This is a genomic window from Pseudonocardia sp. DR1-2 (genome assembly GCF_023717215.1).
Classification (GTDB): domain Bacteria; phylum Actinomycetota; class Actinomycetes; order Mycobacteriales; family Pseudonocardiaceae; genus Pseudonocardia; species Pseudonocardia alni.
The window spans coordinates 249,510-262,821 of sequence record NZ_JAMQOF010000004.1; the positions used below are offsets into that span (position 1 = coordinate 249,510).

16 protein-coding genes and 1 tRNA gene are annotated in these 13,312 nt (G+C 73.8%); 7 read left to right on the plus strand and 10 right to left on the minus strand.

Features of this window, described 5'->3' with window-relative positions:
- Positions 1-9 precede the first annotated feature (9 nt).
- Positions 10-1,221: a cytochrome P450 gene (locus ND486_RS13380; RefSeq protein ID WP_251784627.1), complete on the minus strand. Its 1,212-nt coding sequence runs from the start codon at positions 1,219-1,221 to the stop codon at positions 10-12.
- Between the two features lie 68 nt (positions 1,222-1,289).
- Between ND486_RS13380 and ND486_RS13385 the strand changes: the two genes are divergently transcribed.
- Entirely contained in the window at positions 1,290-1,901 is a 612-nt protein-coding gene (locus ND486_RS13385; RefSeq protein ID WP_251784628.1) for a TetR/AcrR family transcriptional regulator, read from the plus strand.
- Positions 1,902-1,935: 34 nt separating this feature from the next.
- A complete protein-coding gene (locus ND486_RS13390; protein ID WP_073574058.1) occupies positions 1,936-2,361 on the plus strand; it encodes a PPOX class F420-dependent oxidoreductase in 426 nt (141 codons plus the stop codon).
- Between the two features lie 5 nt (positions 2,362-2,366).
- Here ND486_RS13390 and ND486_RS13395 read toward each other — a convergent pair whose 3' ends face one another.
- The gene (locus tag ND486_RS13395) at positions 2,367-2,744 is read right to left on the minus strand and encodes a hypothetical protein (protein WP_251784629.1); all 378 of its coding nucleotides are present in this window, start codon (positions 2,742-2,744) and stop codon (positions 2,367-2,369) included.
- Positions 2,745-3,227: 483 nt separating this feature from the next.
- Between ND486_RS13395 and ND486_RS13400 the strand changes: the two genes are divergently transcribed.
- The gene (locus ND486_RS13400) at positions 3,228-3,869 is read left to right on the plus strand and encodes a class I SAM-dependent methyltransferase (RefSeq protein ID WP_251784630.1); all 642 of its coding nucleotides are present in this window, start codon (positions 3,228-3,230) and stop codon (positions 3,867-3,869) included.
- A gap of 198 nt (positions 3,870-4,067) precedes the next feature.
- Here ND486_RS13400 and ND486_RS13405 read toward each other — a convergent pair.
- Positions 4,068-4,139, minus strand: a tRNA-Asn gene (locus ND486_RS13405).
- A gap of 174 nt (positions 4,140-4,313) precedes the next feature.
- Here ND486_RS13405 and ND486_RS13410 point away from each other — a divergent pair.
- Positions 4,314-4,511 (plus strand): hypothetical protein, encoded by a 198-nt coding sequence (locus ND486_RS13410; protein WP_226365781.1) that lies wholly within the window; start codon positions 4,314-4,316, stop codon positions 4,509-4,511.
- A gap of 48 nt (positions 4,512-4,559) precedes the next feature.
- Here the strand turns inward: ND486_RS13410 and ND486_RS13415 are convergent, their stop codons facing one another.
- From ND486_RS13415 to ND486_RS13435, 5 genes are all read right to left on the minus strand, one after another.
- Positions 4,560-5,333 (minus strand): trans-aconitate 2-methyltransferase, encoded by a 774-nt coding sequence (locus tag ND486_RS13415; protein WP_251784631.1) that lies wholly within the window; start codon positions 5,331-5,333, stop codon positions 4,560-4,562.
- Entirely contained in the window at positions 5,330-5,842 is a 513-nt protein-coding gene (locus ND486_RS13420) for a hypothetical protein (protein ID WP_251784632.1), read from the minus strand. Before ND486_RS13420 ends, ND486_RS13415 begins: the two co-directional genes overlap by 4 nt.
- Positions 5,839-7,707 carry a DNA primase gene (gene dnaG, locus ND486_RS13425; RefSeq protein ID WP_251784633.1) on the minus strand — a complete coding sequence of 623 codons (1,869 nt, stop codon included), beginning with the start codon at positions 7,705-7,707 and terminating at the stop codon, positions 5,839-5,841. Before dnaG ends, ND486_RS13420 begins: the two co-directional genes overlap by 4 nt.
- Before the next feature lie 10 nt (positions 7,708-7,717).
- On the minus strand, positions 7,718-8,701 hold the full coding sequence (locus tag ND486_RS13430; RefSeq protein ID WP_251784634.1) for a DMT family transporter: 984 nt from the start codon (positions 8,699-8,701) through the stop codon (positions 7,718-7,720).
- A 70-nt stretch (positions 8,702-8,771) separates the two neighbouring features.
- Positions 8,772-9,155, minus strand: coding sequence for a hypothetical protein (locus ND486_RS13435; protein WP_251784635.1), 384 nt, complete (start codon positions 9,153-9,155; stop codon positions 8,772-8,774).
- Between the two features lie 144 nt (positions 9,156-9,299).
- On the opposite strand from ND486_RS13435, the gene ND486_RS13440 reads away from it, so the two are divergent.
- The 3 genes from ND486_RS13440 to ND486_RS13450 all read left to right on the plus strand — a co-directional run bounded on the left by ND486_RS13440 (position 9,300) and on the right by ND486_RS13450 (position 11,291).
- The gene (locus ND486_RS13440; protein WP_251784636.1) at positions 9,300-9,665 is read left to right on the plus strand and encodes a helix-turn-helix domain-containing protein; all 366 of its coding nucleotides are present in this window, start codon (positions 9,300-9,302) and stop codon (positions 9,663-9,665) included.
- Between the two features lie 128 nt (positions 9,666-9,793).
- A complete protein-coding gene (locus ND486_RS13445; protein WP_251784637.1) occupies positions 9,794-10,240 on the plus strand; it encodes an Hsp20/alpha crystallin family protein in 447 nt (148 codons plus the stop codon).
- A gap of 268 nt (positions 10,241-10,508) precedes the next feature.
- Positions 10,509-11,291 carry an HNH endonuclease family protein gene (locus ND486_RS13450; protein ID WP_224403068.1) on the plus strand — a complete coding sequence of 261 codons (783 nt, stop codon included), beginning with the start codon at positions 10,509-10,511 and terminating at the stop codon, positions 11,289-11,291.
- Between the two features lie 69 nt (positions 11,292-11,360).
- Here the strand turns inward: ND486_RS13450 and ND486_RS13455 are convergent, their stop codons facing one another.
- Both ND486_RS13455 and ND486_RS13460 read right to left on the minus strand, forming a co-directional pair.
- Positions 11,361-12,659, minus strand: coding sequence for a deoxyguanosinetriphosphate triphosphohydrolase (locus ND486_RS13455; protein WP_251784638.1), 1,299 nt, complete (start codon positions 12,657-12,659; stop codon positions 11,361-11,363).
- On the minus strand, positions 12,656-13,273 hold the full coding sequence (locus ND486_RS13460) for a YdcF family protein (RefSeq protein ID WP_062404469.1): 618 nt from the start codon (positions 13,271-13,273) through the stop codon (positions 12,656-12,658). The genes ND486_RS13455 and ND486_RS13460 overlap by 4 nt, the downstream gene beginning before the upstream one ends.
- Positions 13,274-13,312 lie beyond the last annotated feature (39 nt).

Here is a 13,312-nt window from a genome sequence, read left to right on the forward strand (position 1 = left end):
GGGTACCGGTCAGGCGTTCAGGCGCACCGGGAGCGCCGTGAGCGCGTGGATCAGTGTGCTCTCCCGGTACTGCCCGGGGGCGCCGGCGAGCGCCATGTCCGGGAACCGCGCGAGCAGCGTCCGGAACGCGACGTCGGCCTCGAGGCGGGCCAGCGGGGCGCCGAGGCAGTGGTGGATGCCGTAGCCGAACGCCAGGTGCCCGGAGGTGTCGCGATCGGGGTCGAACCGCTGCGGGTCCGGGTAGCGCCCGGGGTCGCGGTTGGCCCCGATCAGCGAGACCAGCACGACCTCGCCGGCCGGGATCGTCACCCCGGAGTACTCGACGGGCTCGTCGGTGAAGCGGATCGTGGCGAGGTTGACCGGTCCGTCGTAGCGCAGGAACTCCTCGACCGCGTGCGGCACCCGGTCGGGGTCGGCGCGCAGCCGGGCGTGCTGGTCGGGGTCGCGCAGCAGCGCCAGCATGCCGTTGCCGATGAGGTTGACCGTGGTCTCGTGCCCGGCGACCAGCAGCAGGAACGCCATCGCGGTGACCTCGGTGGAGCTGAGCGAGTCGCCGTCCTCCGAGGCGCGGACGATCTCGGACAGCATGTCGTCGCCGGGGTGGGCGGACTTGTCGGCGACGAGCTCGGACAGGAACTGCGCCATCGACGCGGCGGCCGCGGCGCGCTCCTCGTCGGGGCCGCTGGAGAGCAGCAGGTTCGACCAGTGCCGGAAGTCCTCGCGCCGCTCCCCCGGGACGCCGAGGATCTCGGAGATGACCGTCATCGGCAGCGGGAACGCGAAGTGGTCCAGCAGGTCCAGCTCGGGGCCCGCCTGCTCGGCGGCGTCGGCGAGCTCGGTGGCGATCTGCTCGATCCGCGGCCGCAGCCGGGCGATCGCGCGGACGGTGAACGCCCGCCCGACCAGCTTGCGCAGCCGGGTGTGGTCCGGCGGGTCGGCGTTGAGCATGTGCCCGACGAGGGAGTCGGCGAACTGGCGGAACGAGGTCGCGCCGTGCCGCTGCAGCACCTCGGGCAGCCGCCGGGAGTCCTTCCGCAGCCGCGGATCGTTCAGTGCGGCGCGGGCGTCGTCGTAGCGGGTGACCATCCAGAACGTCAGCCCGTTCGGGCCGGTCGCACGGGTGACCGGACGCGCGTCGCGCAGCTCGCGGTAGAGCGCATCGGGATCGTCGAAGAAGTCCTGGTCCAGCACCACCGGCCGGGTGTCGTGGTCGGTCGTCATCGTCGGCTCCTCGTCCTGGGTGACCTCGGCTCTCGCCAGGATTGCACTCCTCGTGCAAAAATGCACTCGTGAGGAAAGGGACGGAACGGCGGCCGTCGGCCCGGGAGCGGAACCGGCGGTCCATCCTGGACGCCGCGCAGGCCGTGCTGCGCGAGGACCCGGACGCCTCGCTCGACGAGGTCGCGGCCCGCGCCGGCGTCGTCCGGCGCACCGTCTACGGTCACTTCACCAGCCGGCACGACCTGGTGGTCGCACTCGTCCGGGCGGCGTCGGCGGACTTCGTCGAACAGGTCGGGGAGGTCGACCCCGACGCACCCGACCCGGCCGGCGAGCTCGCGGCCACCCTCCTGCGCACCTGGAGCACGTCGCGGCGCTACGGCCCGGTCATCGCACTGGCCCGCCGGACCGCCGACGACGAGATCCGCGCCGCGATGGCGCCGTTCCACACGATCATGATCCGGCTGCTGGAGAACGGGCAGCGGGCCGGTGTGTTCTCCCGGCACGTCGCGGCCCCGGTGCTGGCCGAGGTGCTGCAGGCGGGGTCGATGGCCTACCAGCACGCCGCACAGGACGAGCGGTGGGACGGCGACGAGGCCGACGTCGCCCTCGGGCACCTGCTGACCCTCGGGGTCCCCGTGGCCGACGCGCGTGCCGCCGTCGCCCGGGCGCGGGCGGCTTGACCTCGACCCGACTCCAGCTCCTACGGTCGCCGGCATGTTCACCGACGAGGAGATCAGCTACCTGCGCGGCCAAAGGATCGGCCGGCTCGCGACCGCACGACCGGACGGGACGTTGCAGGTCAACCCGGTCGGGTTCGGCGTCAACACGACGCTGGGGACCATCGACGTGGGCGGGTTCCGGATGGAGCGCAGCCGCAAGTTCGGCAACGTCGCCGCCAACGGCCAGGTCGCGTTCGTCGTCGACGACGTGCTGTCGACCGACCCGTGGCGGGTGCGGTTCGTCGAGATCCGGGGACGGGGCGAGGCGCTGACCGAGCCGACGGACTCCGCGGGGCAGACGACGAGGTCGGGACCGATCATCCGGATCCACCCGACGCGGGTCCTCACCCTCGCGCTGTCACCCGAGGATCAGCAGGTGGATCCGCACGAGGCGGGGATCCGGGCGCGCGACGTGGGGTGAGACCGCTACAGCATCGCGTCGATCTCGCTGCGGTGGAACGCGAGCGGCGTGGCGGGGAACCCGTACCGGTCCTGGTGCCGTGTCCCCGAGCCGCACCACCCGCAGCGGCCCACCGCGTCGTAGACCGCCCGGCCCTCCAACTCGGCCCGGCGGGCCGTGACCGCACGGTCGGCGCGGGTGGGCCGCGGGGCCGACCGCCGCGCGGGGCGCGCCGTCGGACGGCCGGACAGGCGGGAGTACAACCAGATGCCCGCCACCGGCAGCGCGACCAGACCGGCGGCGACCACGACCCACTGCAGGACGCCGATCACCGTGCCGACGACGAGGACGGCGAGCACGACGATCCCGATCGCCTGGGCGAGCTTGAGCACGAGCGTCGACATCGCGGGGTCCTCCACGACCGGTGTGGGTGCTTGCGGTCCCGATGTCGGATCGCCGCGGTACCGCGTTACACCGCCCCGGCGGGCCCGTGCACCCTCGCGCGCGCGGCGGTCGGCCCTCCGCTTCGCGGACGTCGGCCCCCCCTCGGCGAATGCCGCGACGTCCTGCATGTGCAGTCGTGACTGCCGGCGGAAGACGCCGCGCAGGAGTGGCGCCGCCAGTCGCATGGACAGGCTGCTGAACCGGTACTCGTTCTCGCTCACCCGGAGCGTCGTCCCCGGACCGGCCTCGGTGAGCCGTTCCCGAGCGGCGCTCCACATACCGTCGGCGACGATCTCACGGTCGAGGTGGACGACCCTGTCCGCCGCGATCCCGTCCAGATCCGACGGTTCCCGGCGCGTGACGGTCTCGGTGCACTCCCTCTCCTGCCCTCCCGTCCGCAGCACGACGCCACAACTGCTCGTGAGCGGCCTACCGTGTCGCCCATGTCCGACACCTGGCTGTCCGATACCCGCTCGTCGTACGACACCGACGCCGCCGGATACGCCGAGAAGGTCCGTGGCCTGCTCGACGACAATCCCTACCTGCGCGCGGGCCTCGGATTGTTCGCCGAGTCGGTGCACAGGGCCGGTGGCGGCCCGGTCGCCGACGTCGGCTGCGGCCCCGGCTACGTCACCCGCCACCTCCAGGACGCCGGAGTGGACGCATTCGGCATCGACCTGTCACCCGAGCTGATCGCGATCGCACGCCGCGACTACCCCGGGCTCCGCTTCGAGGTGGGGACGATGACCGACCTCGACCTCGCCGACGGCTCGGTCGCCGGCCTCGTGGCGTTCTGGTCGATCGTCCACGTGCCCGACCACGCCCTACCCGGGGTGTTCGGACAGTTCCACCGAGTGCTGCGCCCCCGAGCACCGCTGCTCGTCGGCTTCCACATCGGCGACGAGACCCGACACACGTCCGAGGGCTACACGGGCCGACCGGTCTCCATCGAGAACCACCACCGCCGGCCGAGCACGGTGGCAGCCCGGCTGCGGGACGCGGGGTTCACCATCGACGCCCACCTCGTCATCCGGCCGGATGAGGACGTCCCGGGGGCCATGATCTTCGCGCACACCCGCCCCTGATCGCAGCTCGGCTCCGACCGCTCTCGCGTCCGATCCACCGCGGTCGTGCGGGCAGACGTGGGTTCACCTGGCCACGAGCGGGGCGAGGGGGCCTGGAGGTCGTCGGAACGACGTCGACCCCCGGAACCCATCGCTGTCGGTCTCCTGGGGGTCGATCGTGAGTCGCCACCCGGGTCACGGTCTGACCTCGGGGAAATGCTCCTCCGATTGGACTCGAACCAATAACCGCCCGATTAACAGTCGGGTGCTCTGCCATTGAGCTACGGAGGACCGTTCATGCCGTTCCGGGTGGTGTTCCCGGCGACGAGAAGAACTCTACAACACCCCCGACAGCCCTCTCGCAACCCCCCGTTCGGCCGCTGTTCCCGCAGGTCGGAGCCCCATCCGGGTGGCGGTCGGACAACGGCCGCGGTCCGGGTACGGTCGCGGTCGGAGGTGAGGGGAATGGTCAAATTCCTCGTGGGTGTCGCCGTCGGGTACGTCCTCGGCACCAGAGCCGGTCACGAGCGCTACGAACAGCTCGTCCGTGCCTATCACCGGGCGGCGGACCACCCCGCGGTGCAGGGCGCCGCGGGCGTCGCGCGGGCGGGTGTCGAGGGTGCGCTCGACAAGGTGCGCGGCGGCCAGAACACCGGGCGCTGAGGGCTCGCCCCGTCCCGTGGCCCGTCCCCGGGTCACGCGACGGGCGGGTCAGCGTGTGCGGGCCACCGCGAAGACGCGGCGGAACGGGAACCAGGTGCCGCCGTCGGCGCTCGGCGGGTAGGCCGCCCGCAGCCGGGGCGCGAGCTCGCGGACGAACGCGTCGTAGGCGTCGTCGTCGAGGGCGTCGCGGACCGGGCGCAGGGCGGTGCCGGAGATCCAGCGCAGGACCGCGTCGTCGCCGTCGAGCCGCTGCAGGTAGGTCGTCTCCCAGGCGTCGACGTCGGCGCCCGCGGCGGCCAGGATGTCGGCGTAGCCGAGCGGGTCGAGCACGGTCTCGGTGCCGCGCAGCAGAATCCGGTCCCGCCACTGCGGGAGCGTCGCGACCTCGCGGGTCAGCACGTGGGACGGGGCGTCGAAGTTGCCGGGGACCTGCACCGCGATCCACGCGCCGGGCGCGAGCGAGGCCACCCAGCGGCGCAGCACGTCGGGGTGCTCCGGCACCCACTGCAGCACCGCGTTGGTCACGAGCACCCCGGTGTCGCGGGGCGGGGTCCAGTCGCGCACGTCGACCTGCGTGGCGTCGACGCCGGCGGCGCGGGCCGCGGCGACCATGTCCGGGGAGGAGTCGAACGCCTCGACCGTCGCCGTCGGCCACCGCCGGGCGAGCAGCCCGGTCAGGTGGCCGGGGCCGCAGCCGGCGTCGACGACCCGGGTCAGCGCGGGGTCGGGCTCCCCGACCCGGGCCAGCAGGTCCAGGAACGGGCGCGAGCGGTGGTCGTCGAAGGCGCGGTAGAGCTCCGGGTCCCAGCTGGTCGTGGTCACGGTTCCTCCGGGAGTCGTGCGGCGATGCCCTCCGCCAGCCTCCGGGCGGCGACCGGATCGGTGCCCGGGTCGGGCCGGACCTGCAGCACCAGCCCGTCGCGGCCGGGGACCCGGCGCTGCAGCACCCAGACCCCTCCCCCGGGCAGCTCACGCCGGTTGCGGGTGCGGATGGACTGGGTGACCCGCTCCTGCACGGCCTGCGGCACCTTCCCCGGTTCGACGAGGCGGAACCGCAGCGGGCGCCCGTCGGCGAGCAGCTCGGTGCCGGGAGCGATCTGCTCGGCCGAGGTCGGCGTCACGACCAGGCTGACCTTGTCCCAGGTGGCCTTCGCGATCTCGTGCCAGCCCAGCCGCTCCCCACCGGGCGGCCAGATCCCCCACGAGGTGACCACGAGCATCCCGTCCGGGGCCTGCGCGGTGGCGACGACGGCCTCGGAGTCGGCGAGGGCGTCGGCGACCGCGTCGGGCACCGGCTCGCGGCCGAGCAGCCGCGCCCAGAAGCCCGTCACGACGCGACCCCGGACGCCTGCTCGCGCAGCTGGATCTTGTACTGCTCCAGCGGGACGAGCACGCCGAACAGGTCCATGTACTCGTCGTGGTCGGTCTCGGCGTTGGTGCGCTGCAGCTGCGACTTGAGGTCGGCGATCTCGCGCTCGACCAGGCCGAGCCGGACCCCGGCGAGGACGCCGTTGACGTAGCGGACCTCGTCGGTGTTGCGCTTGGGGAGCTCCAGGTTCTCCACGGCCAGCTCGCTGACCAGGCGCTTCACGTCGTCGCCCGCACCCTCGGCGACGACGGCGTCGAGCCAGTCCGACCCGTCCAGCCCGGCGCACACCCCGCCCGCGGCCATGATCGCCCGGTGCACCGCGGCCAGCTGCGGGTGGGTGAACCCTGCCTCGGGCAGCTCGTCGAAGCCGGGTCCGACGACGCCGGGGATCTGCAGGGCCGCCTTGAGCGCCTCGCGCTGCAGGTGCAGCTGGGTGTCGTCACGTCTCGGGGCGGGCAGCGGGGCGCGACGCCGGGAGCGGCCCCCCTCGGGCGGCACCCCGGCGCTCTCGCGCACCCGTCGCACGACGACGGCGATGTCGTCCCAGCCGACCCAGCCGGCCAGCCGCCGCGCGTACTCGTCGCGCAGATCCTCCCGCTTGATCTGCGCGACCAGGGGGACGGTCCGCTGCAGCGCCGCGACCCGGCCCTCGGCGCTGGCGAGGTCGTGGCTGCGCAGCTCGGTGCGGATGGCGAACTCGAACAGCGGCTCGCGCCGGGCGACGAGGTCCTTCACGGCGGCATCGCCGTGGTTGTTGCGCAGGTCGCAGGGGTCCTGGCCGTCCGGGGCGACGGCGACGAAGGTCTGCGCGGCGAAGTTCTGGTCGCCCTCGAACGCCTTCATCGCGGCGCTCTGCCCGGCCGCGTCGCCGTCGAAGGTGTAGATGACCTCCCCGCGGTCGAAGGAGTCGTCGCCGATCAGCCGGCGGATGACCGAGACGTGCTCGGTGCCGAACGCCGTCCCACAGGACGCGACCGCCGTGGTCACCCCGGCCAGGTGCATCGCCATGACGTCGGTGTAGCCCTCGACGACGACCACCTGCCGGGTCTTCGCGATCTCCCGCTTGGCCTGGTCGAGGCCGAACAGCACGTGGGTCTTGCGGTAGACCGGCGTCTCGGAGGTGTTGAGGTACTTGGCCTCGATGCCGTCGTCGTCGAACAGCCGGCGCGCGCCGAAGCCGACGACGTCGCCGCCCAGGTCGCGGATCGGCCACAGCAGACGCCGGTGGAACCGGTCGATCGCGCCGCGCCTGCCCTCCTTGGAGATGCCGGCCTTGATCAGCTCGTCGAGCGCGAACCCCTGGGACAACAGGTGCTTGGTAACGGTGTCCCAGCCGGCCGGGGCGTAGCCGCAGCCGAACTTCTCGGCGGCGGCGGCGTCGAAGCCGCGGTCGGCGAGGAACTGCACGCCCGCGCGGCCCGCGGGGGTGGCGAGCTGCTCGGCGTAGAAAACCTGGGCCTTCTTGTTGATCTCCAGCAGGCGGCTGCGGGTGCCGCGGTCGCGCTGTACCGAGGACCCGCCGCCCTCGTAGGTCAGCCGGACCCCGCACCGCTCGGCGAGCCGCTCGACGGCCTCGGGGAACCCGATGACCTCCATCTTCATGACGAAGTCGATGACGCTGCCGTGCTCGCCGCAGCCGAAGCAGTGGAACGTGCCGTGCGAGGGGCGAACGGTGAACGACGGGGACTTCTCGTCGTGGAACGGGCACAGGCCCTTCAGCGAGCCCGCCCCGGCGCGGCGGAGGGCCACGTACTCCTCGACGATCTCCTCGACCCGCGTGCGGTTGCGGACCTCGGTGATGTCGGCGTCCCGGATCCGTCCTGCCACGCGGGCCAGTCTAGGCGCCTGTGGCCCGGCGCCCCGGTCCGCCCGCCGCCGGTGCGACGGTGTGTCCGTCGGGCCGACCGGACGGGGCGGCGACGGCCGCGTCGGCGACCACCCGGCGGCCGCGCAGGCCGGGCACCCGGCCCAGCCCGACGAACATGCCGACCAGGGCGATGCCCAGGCCCAGCAGCGCCTGCACGGTGAGCGGCTCGCCGAGCACGGGCACGGCGACCAGCGCCGTCGTCGCCGGGACCAGGTTGAGCAGCGACGACACGAACACCGTCGAGCGGCGGCGCAGCAGCACAAACATCAGCACGAAGGCGCCCGCCGAGTTCACGACTCCCAGGAAGGCCACGGCCGCCCAGCCCGACGGCGCGCGGGGCAGCCAGTCCGCACCGAGGAACGGCCAGGCGGCCAGGGTCGCGACCAGCGAGGTCGCCATCTGGACCACGACGCTGGTCACCACGGGCGTGCTGTCGTTGAACCGCTTCTGGTAGAGCGTGCCTGCCGCCAGCGACAGCATGCCCAGCACCGGGAAGACGAGGTTGCCGCCGAGACCGGCGCCGAGGTCGTCGGCCAGCACGACGTAGACGCCGGTGGCGCCGATCAGCAGGCCCAGCACCGGTCCGACGCCCAGACGGGTGGCCAGCAGCAACGGGGTGAGCAGCCCGACCAGCAGCGGCGCCATCCCGAGGATGAGGCTCGAGAGCCCGGCGGGGACGCCCGAGGCGAGCCCGCTGTAGACGAAGGTGAACTGCCCGACCTGCAGCAGCAACGCGGTGACCGCGAGGTGCAGCCAGGCCCGGCCGCGCGGCAGGCCCGGCCGCAGTACCGCGACCGCGGCGAGCATCACGACCAGCGCGATCACGAACCGCCAGAGCAGGACCGCGGGCACGTCGGTCGACCCGGTCGCGATCTTGCCCGCGATGAAGCCGGACGCCCACAGCGGGACGAAGAGCACGGCCAGCACCGGGACGAGCCAACGCGAGGAGGTCACGCCCTCACTCCATCGCAGTGCTAACGATCGGGGCAAGCCGGGGTGGCGGGAGCCTCACCCCGAGGTCCGGTCAGGCCGCGACGACGGCCGGCGGCTCCAGCTCGGCGAGCGCCGAGGCCAGGTCCGGGTGGTTGCGCATCCCGTGCAGGACCGCCCGGGCGCCCGGCACCATGCGCGGCGCGACGCGTGCGGCGCCGATCAGCCGGACGTCCAGGCCACGGTTCCGCGCCACGTGCCGCAGGTGGTGCAGCGCCCGCGACCCGCGCGCGGTGACCCCGGTACCCAGGTCGACGAGGACGTGCCGCACCGGCGCCCACCCGGCGCCGGCGACGGCGAGGTGCGCGTCGACCTGGCGCAACAGCGACGCGCCCGCCGCCGCGTCCAGCTCGCCCTCCACGCGGATGCGGAGGACGTCCTCCCGGGGACGGTCGGTGCGGACCCTGCTCTCGTTCATCACGCTCTCCTCCCGGATCGTCGTCTCCCTCATACCTCTAGCGCACACGCCAGATTTTCGCCACCGAGCGGCTACACTCGGGATCGACGGACGACCGGTCCCGGCGCCCGGGAGTGCGCCGCGGGCCGCGAGGGAGGACCGACCATGGCACTGGACCGACTCGACGACCCCGACTACCCGACCGTCGCGATGGGCCAGGCCGCGCACCTGCTGGAGGTCGAGCCCGCCTTCCTGCGCAGCCTGGACAGCGCGGGCGTGGTGAATCCGCACCGCTCCGCGGGCGGGCACCGCCGCTACTCGCGCAACCAGCTGGAGCAGGCCGCCCGCCTGCGCACCCTGCTGGACGAGGGACACCCGCTGGGGTCGGCGTCGTGGATCGACCGGCTGCGCGGGGAGCTCGCCGACAGCGAGGACCGCCTCGGCGCCGCGCACCGCGAGATCGAGCGGCTGCGCACGGAGCTCGCGCAGCTGCAGGCCGAGCTCGGCGCCACCGTCCGCTCGAACCCTTGACAGAAGAAAATCTCTAGCTATAACTGGAGATATCCGGAGCTCCTCTCCGGAGTACCGACCCGACGAAGGACGACGAGGAGTCAGCCGGCCGGTCGCGAACCGGCACGGCTGGAAGGGAGTGGTTCACGATGCTGCTGCGTACCGACCCGTTCCGGGCCCTGGACCGGCTCGCCGCGCAGACGTTCGAGTCCGGCGGCACCTGGTCGCGCCCGGCGGCGATGCCGATGGACGCCTGGCGTCACGGTGACGAGTTCTTCGTGGAGTTCGACCTGCCCGGCATCGACCCGGACGCCGTCGAACTCTCCGTCGAGCGCAGCACCCTGACGGTCAAGGCGGAACGCCGGCCCACCCACACCGGGACCACCGACCAGGTCGAGTGGGTCGCCTCCGAGCGGGCCTACGGCGTGTTCGCCCGTCAGCTGCTCCTCGGCGACAACCTCGACACGTCCGCCATCCACGCGTCGTACGACGCCGGGGTGCTGCGCATCCGCATCCCCGTCGCCGAGGCGGCCAAGCCGCGGACGATCGCCGTGGAGTCCGGGCACGACTCCGACCGGCCGGCGATCAACGCCTGACCTCCGCCGCCGGGCCCGGCCGCGTGCCGGGCCCGGCGGCGGGCCGGTCGGCCGGCGACGCCGTCGCGACGAGCACGCGTAGCCCGGGCGTGCTCGGGTTCCACCCCGGCAGTGGTGGACCGCAGGTCGATGAGCGTGATCACGGACCCACCGACGGCCCGACCCTGTGCACGGACCGGCCCCTTCCTGGCAAGTCTCTTCACCCTGAGTGACGAACACGCGGCGTGTTGACGTGGTTCCGGCGTTCGCATTCGCGAACATCTCCGGTGTGCGTGTTCGAGGTGTGCGGGTCGCCGGGTTGCTCGCGACGATGCTGGTGATGGCCGGGTGCGGATCCCCCGGGTCGTTCGTGGACGTGCTGGACGCGGCACTCGACACCGGCGTCGTCGACGTCGGTGTCGCGGCGCCGGCGACGCCCGGCACCGTGGAGGGCGCGGCCGCGGGCAGCGCGTCGACGACGCTGAGGACGCTGGCGGTGAAGGGCCGGGCGCCGAAGACCGGCTACAACCGCGAGCAGTTCGGGCGCACCTGGACCGACATCGACCGCGACGGCTGCGACCAGCGCAACCAGGTCCTCGCCCGGGACATGGACCGCGAGACGTTCAAGGCCGGCACGCACAACTGCGTCGTGCTCACCGGGTCGCTGCGTGACCCCTACACCGGCACCACCATCGCGTTCACCCGCGGCCAGGGCACGAGCGAGAAGGTGCAGATCGACCACGTCGTCGCGCTGTCCGACGCCTGGCAGAAGGGCGCCCAGCAGCTCGACGCGGCCACCCGGGAGAAGATCGGGAACGACCCGCTGAACCTGATCGCGGTCGACGGCCCGACCAACGGCCGCAAGAGCGACGGCGACGCCGCGACCTGGCTCCCGCCGGACAGCCGCTACCGCTGCGCCTACGTCGCGCGGCAGGTCGCGGTGAAGAAGAAGTACAAGCTGTGGGTGACCGGCGCCGAGCGCGACGCGATCGACAGGGTCCTCGGGACCTGCCCGACCCGCGCCGTCACCAGCGAGGCCGACGCGGCGAAGCCCGCGATCACCCTGCGCTGACCTCTGCCGACCCGGCCCCGCCGTCCGACCGGACGGCGGGGCCGTCGGCGTCCCGGGGCCGGTGTGGTCTCAGGGTCGGCAGAGCGTGCGGTGCCAGGCGTGCGCCTGCGGGTCGGTCAGCGTCGCGACCTGGTCGATCACGACGCGCAGCCGCGCCCGGTCGTCGGGGGCGGCCGCCCAGTCCTCCGCGCGGGCCGGGTCCAGGGCGTCGGGCCCCCGGGCGCACAACGCCGCGACGAGGTCGTGCAGCAGGTCGCGCTGGCGGGACTGCATCTCCAGCCGCCGCGGGTCGCTCATCACGTAGCGGGTGGCCAGCGCCTTGAGCACCACGACCTCCGCCGCCGCGACGACCGGGACCACCAGGTCGGCGCGGTGCCGGGCCAGCGGTGCGTCGCCGTAGGTGTCCAGGGTCGCGTCGGTGGCGGCCAGCGCGAACCGGCCCACCAGCTCGGAGGTCATCCGCTTCATCGCGACCAGGTCGTCGCCCGCGGCGGTGGCGGCGTCGAACCCGCGGACCGCGCGGACCACCGGCAGCGCGTCGAGCCGGGCGGCGGCCTCGGCGCAGGCGCCCTCGTCCTCGCCGAAGCGCAGCGACGCCTCCACCGCGAGCGCCGCGCGCTCGGCGGGCGAGGACAGCACGGCCAGGTCCATGCGGCCGGCGTGCACCGCGTCCTCGACGTCGTGCACCGAGTAGGCCACGTCGTCGGCCCAGTCCATGACCTGGGCCTCCATGCTCCGCGCCCCCGGCCGGGCCCCGGCGCGCAGCCACTCCAGGGCGGGCAGGTCGTCGGCGTAGGCGCCGAACTTGCGCTCCGCGCCGCGGCGCGCCCACGGGTACTTGGTGGCGGCGTCCAGCGTCGCCCGGGTCAGGTTGAGCCCACCGGGGACGAGACCGTCGCCGGAACGGGCCTTCGGCTCCAGGCGGGTCAGGATGCGCAGGGTCTGGGCGTTGCCCTCGAACCCGCCGCACTCCGCACCCGCGACGTCGAGCGCCCGCTCGCCGTTGTGCCCGAACGGCGGGTGGCCGATGTCGTGGGCGAGCCCGGCGGCGTCGACGACGTCCGGGTCGAGCCCCAGCTCCTCGGCGACGCCGCGGCCGATCTGGGCGACCTCCAGCGAGTGCGTCAGCCGGGTCCGCGGGATGCCGCTGACCTCGGCGCCCTCCCCCGGCCCGACCACCTGGGTCTTGCCCGCGAGCCGGCGCAGCGCCGCGCAGTGCAGCACCCGGGCCCGGTCCCGGGAGTAGGGACTGCGCCGCTCGACGCGGCCGCGCTCCCCCAGCCCGGACCCCTTCGGGGCCTCGGGGTGGCGGCGCTCGGCGTCGGCGGCGGTGTAACCCGGATCGGCCGGGGCGTGCTGGACGCTCATCCCAGACCGCTGCTCGCGGTGTCGACCGAGGCGTGCGTCAGCTCGTAGAACAACAGGGCACCGGTCTCGCGGTAGATGTAGCGCAGCTGCGTCTCACGGGTCTGCACGATCGGGCCGCTGCGGGTCGGGGAGGTGTAGGCCTTCAGCCCGGCGTCGCGGGCCATGGTGCGGGCCCGCAGGCTGTGCCACGGGTCGGACACCAGCAGCGCCGAGGACCAGCCCTGCTGCCGCGCGGTCGCCGCGACCGCCTGCAGGCTGCCGAGCGTGTCCGCGCCCTCGGGCACGGCCTCGACCGCCGAGGACGGCACGCCCTGCTCGATCAGCCAGTCCCGGCTGGCCTCGGCCTCGGTGTAGCGGTCCCCCGTCCGCCCGCCGCCGACGGTGACGATCCGCGGGGCCACGCCGTCGCGCCACAGCTGTTCGGCGTGCTTGAGGCGGTTGGCCAGCACCGCGCTGGGCTCGCCGTTGTACTGGGCGGCGCCGAGCACGACGACCGCGTCACTGGGGCGCTGGTCGTCCACCCGGGCGACCTGCCAGACCCGCAGCGCGGTCACCCCGACCACCGCGACGAGCATGACCAGCCCGCCGACGAGCAGCCGCGCGCCCCAGGTCATGCCGGTCCGCACCGGGCGGCGCACGGTGCGCCGGTCCGG

What these genes read in the sequence shown, in the direction of transcription:
- ND486_RS13380 (WP_251784627.1), bottom strand. Translation starts at nt 1,221, where the DNA reads ATGACGACCGACCACGACACCCGGCCGGTGGTGCTGGACCAGGACTTC.
- ND486_RS13390 (WP_073574058.1), top strand. Translation starts at nt 1,936, where the DNA reads ATGTTCACCGACGAGGAGATCAGCTACCTGCGCGGCCAAAGGATCGGC.
- ND486_RS13395 (WP_251784629.1), bottom strand. Translation starts at nt 2,744, where the DNA reads ATGTCGACGCTCGTGCTCAAGCTCGCCCAGGCGATCGGGATCGTCGTG.
- ND486_RS13400 (WP_251784630.1), top strand. Translation starts at nt 3,228, where the DNA reads ATGTCCGACACCTGGCTGTCCGATACCCGCTCGTCGTACGACACCGAC.
- ND486_RS13410 (WP_226365781.1), top strand. Translation starts at nt 4,314, where the DNA reads ATGGTCAAATTCCTCGTGGGTGTCGCCGTCGGGTACGTCCTCGGCACC.
- ND486_RS13435 (WP_251784635.1), bottom strand. Translation starts at nt 9,155, where the DNA reads ATGAACGAGAGCAGGGTCCGCACCGACCGTCCCCGGGAGGACGTCCTC.
- ND486_RS13440 (WP_251784636.1), top strand. Translation starts at nt 9,300, where the DNA reads ATGGCACTGGACCGACTCGACGACCCCGACTACCCGACCGTCGCGATG.
- ND486_RS13445 (WP_251784637.1), top strand. Translation starts at nt 9,794, where the DNA reads ATGCTGCTGCGTACCGACCCGTTCCGGGCCCTGGACCGGCTCGCCGCG.
- ND486_RS13455 (WP_251784638.1), bottom strand. Translation starts at nt 12,659, where the DNA reads ATGAGCGTCCAGCACGCCCCGGCCGATCCGGGTTACACCGCCGCCGAC.
- ND486_RS13460 (WP_062404469.1), bottom strand. Translation starts at nt 13,273, where the DNA reads ATGACCTGGGGCGCGCGGCTGCTCGTCGGCGGGCTGGTCATGCTCGTC.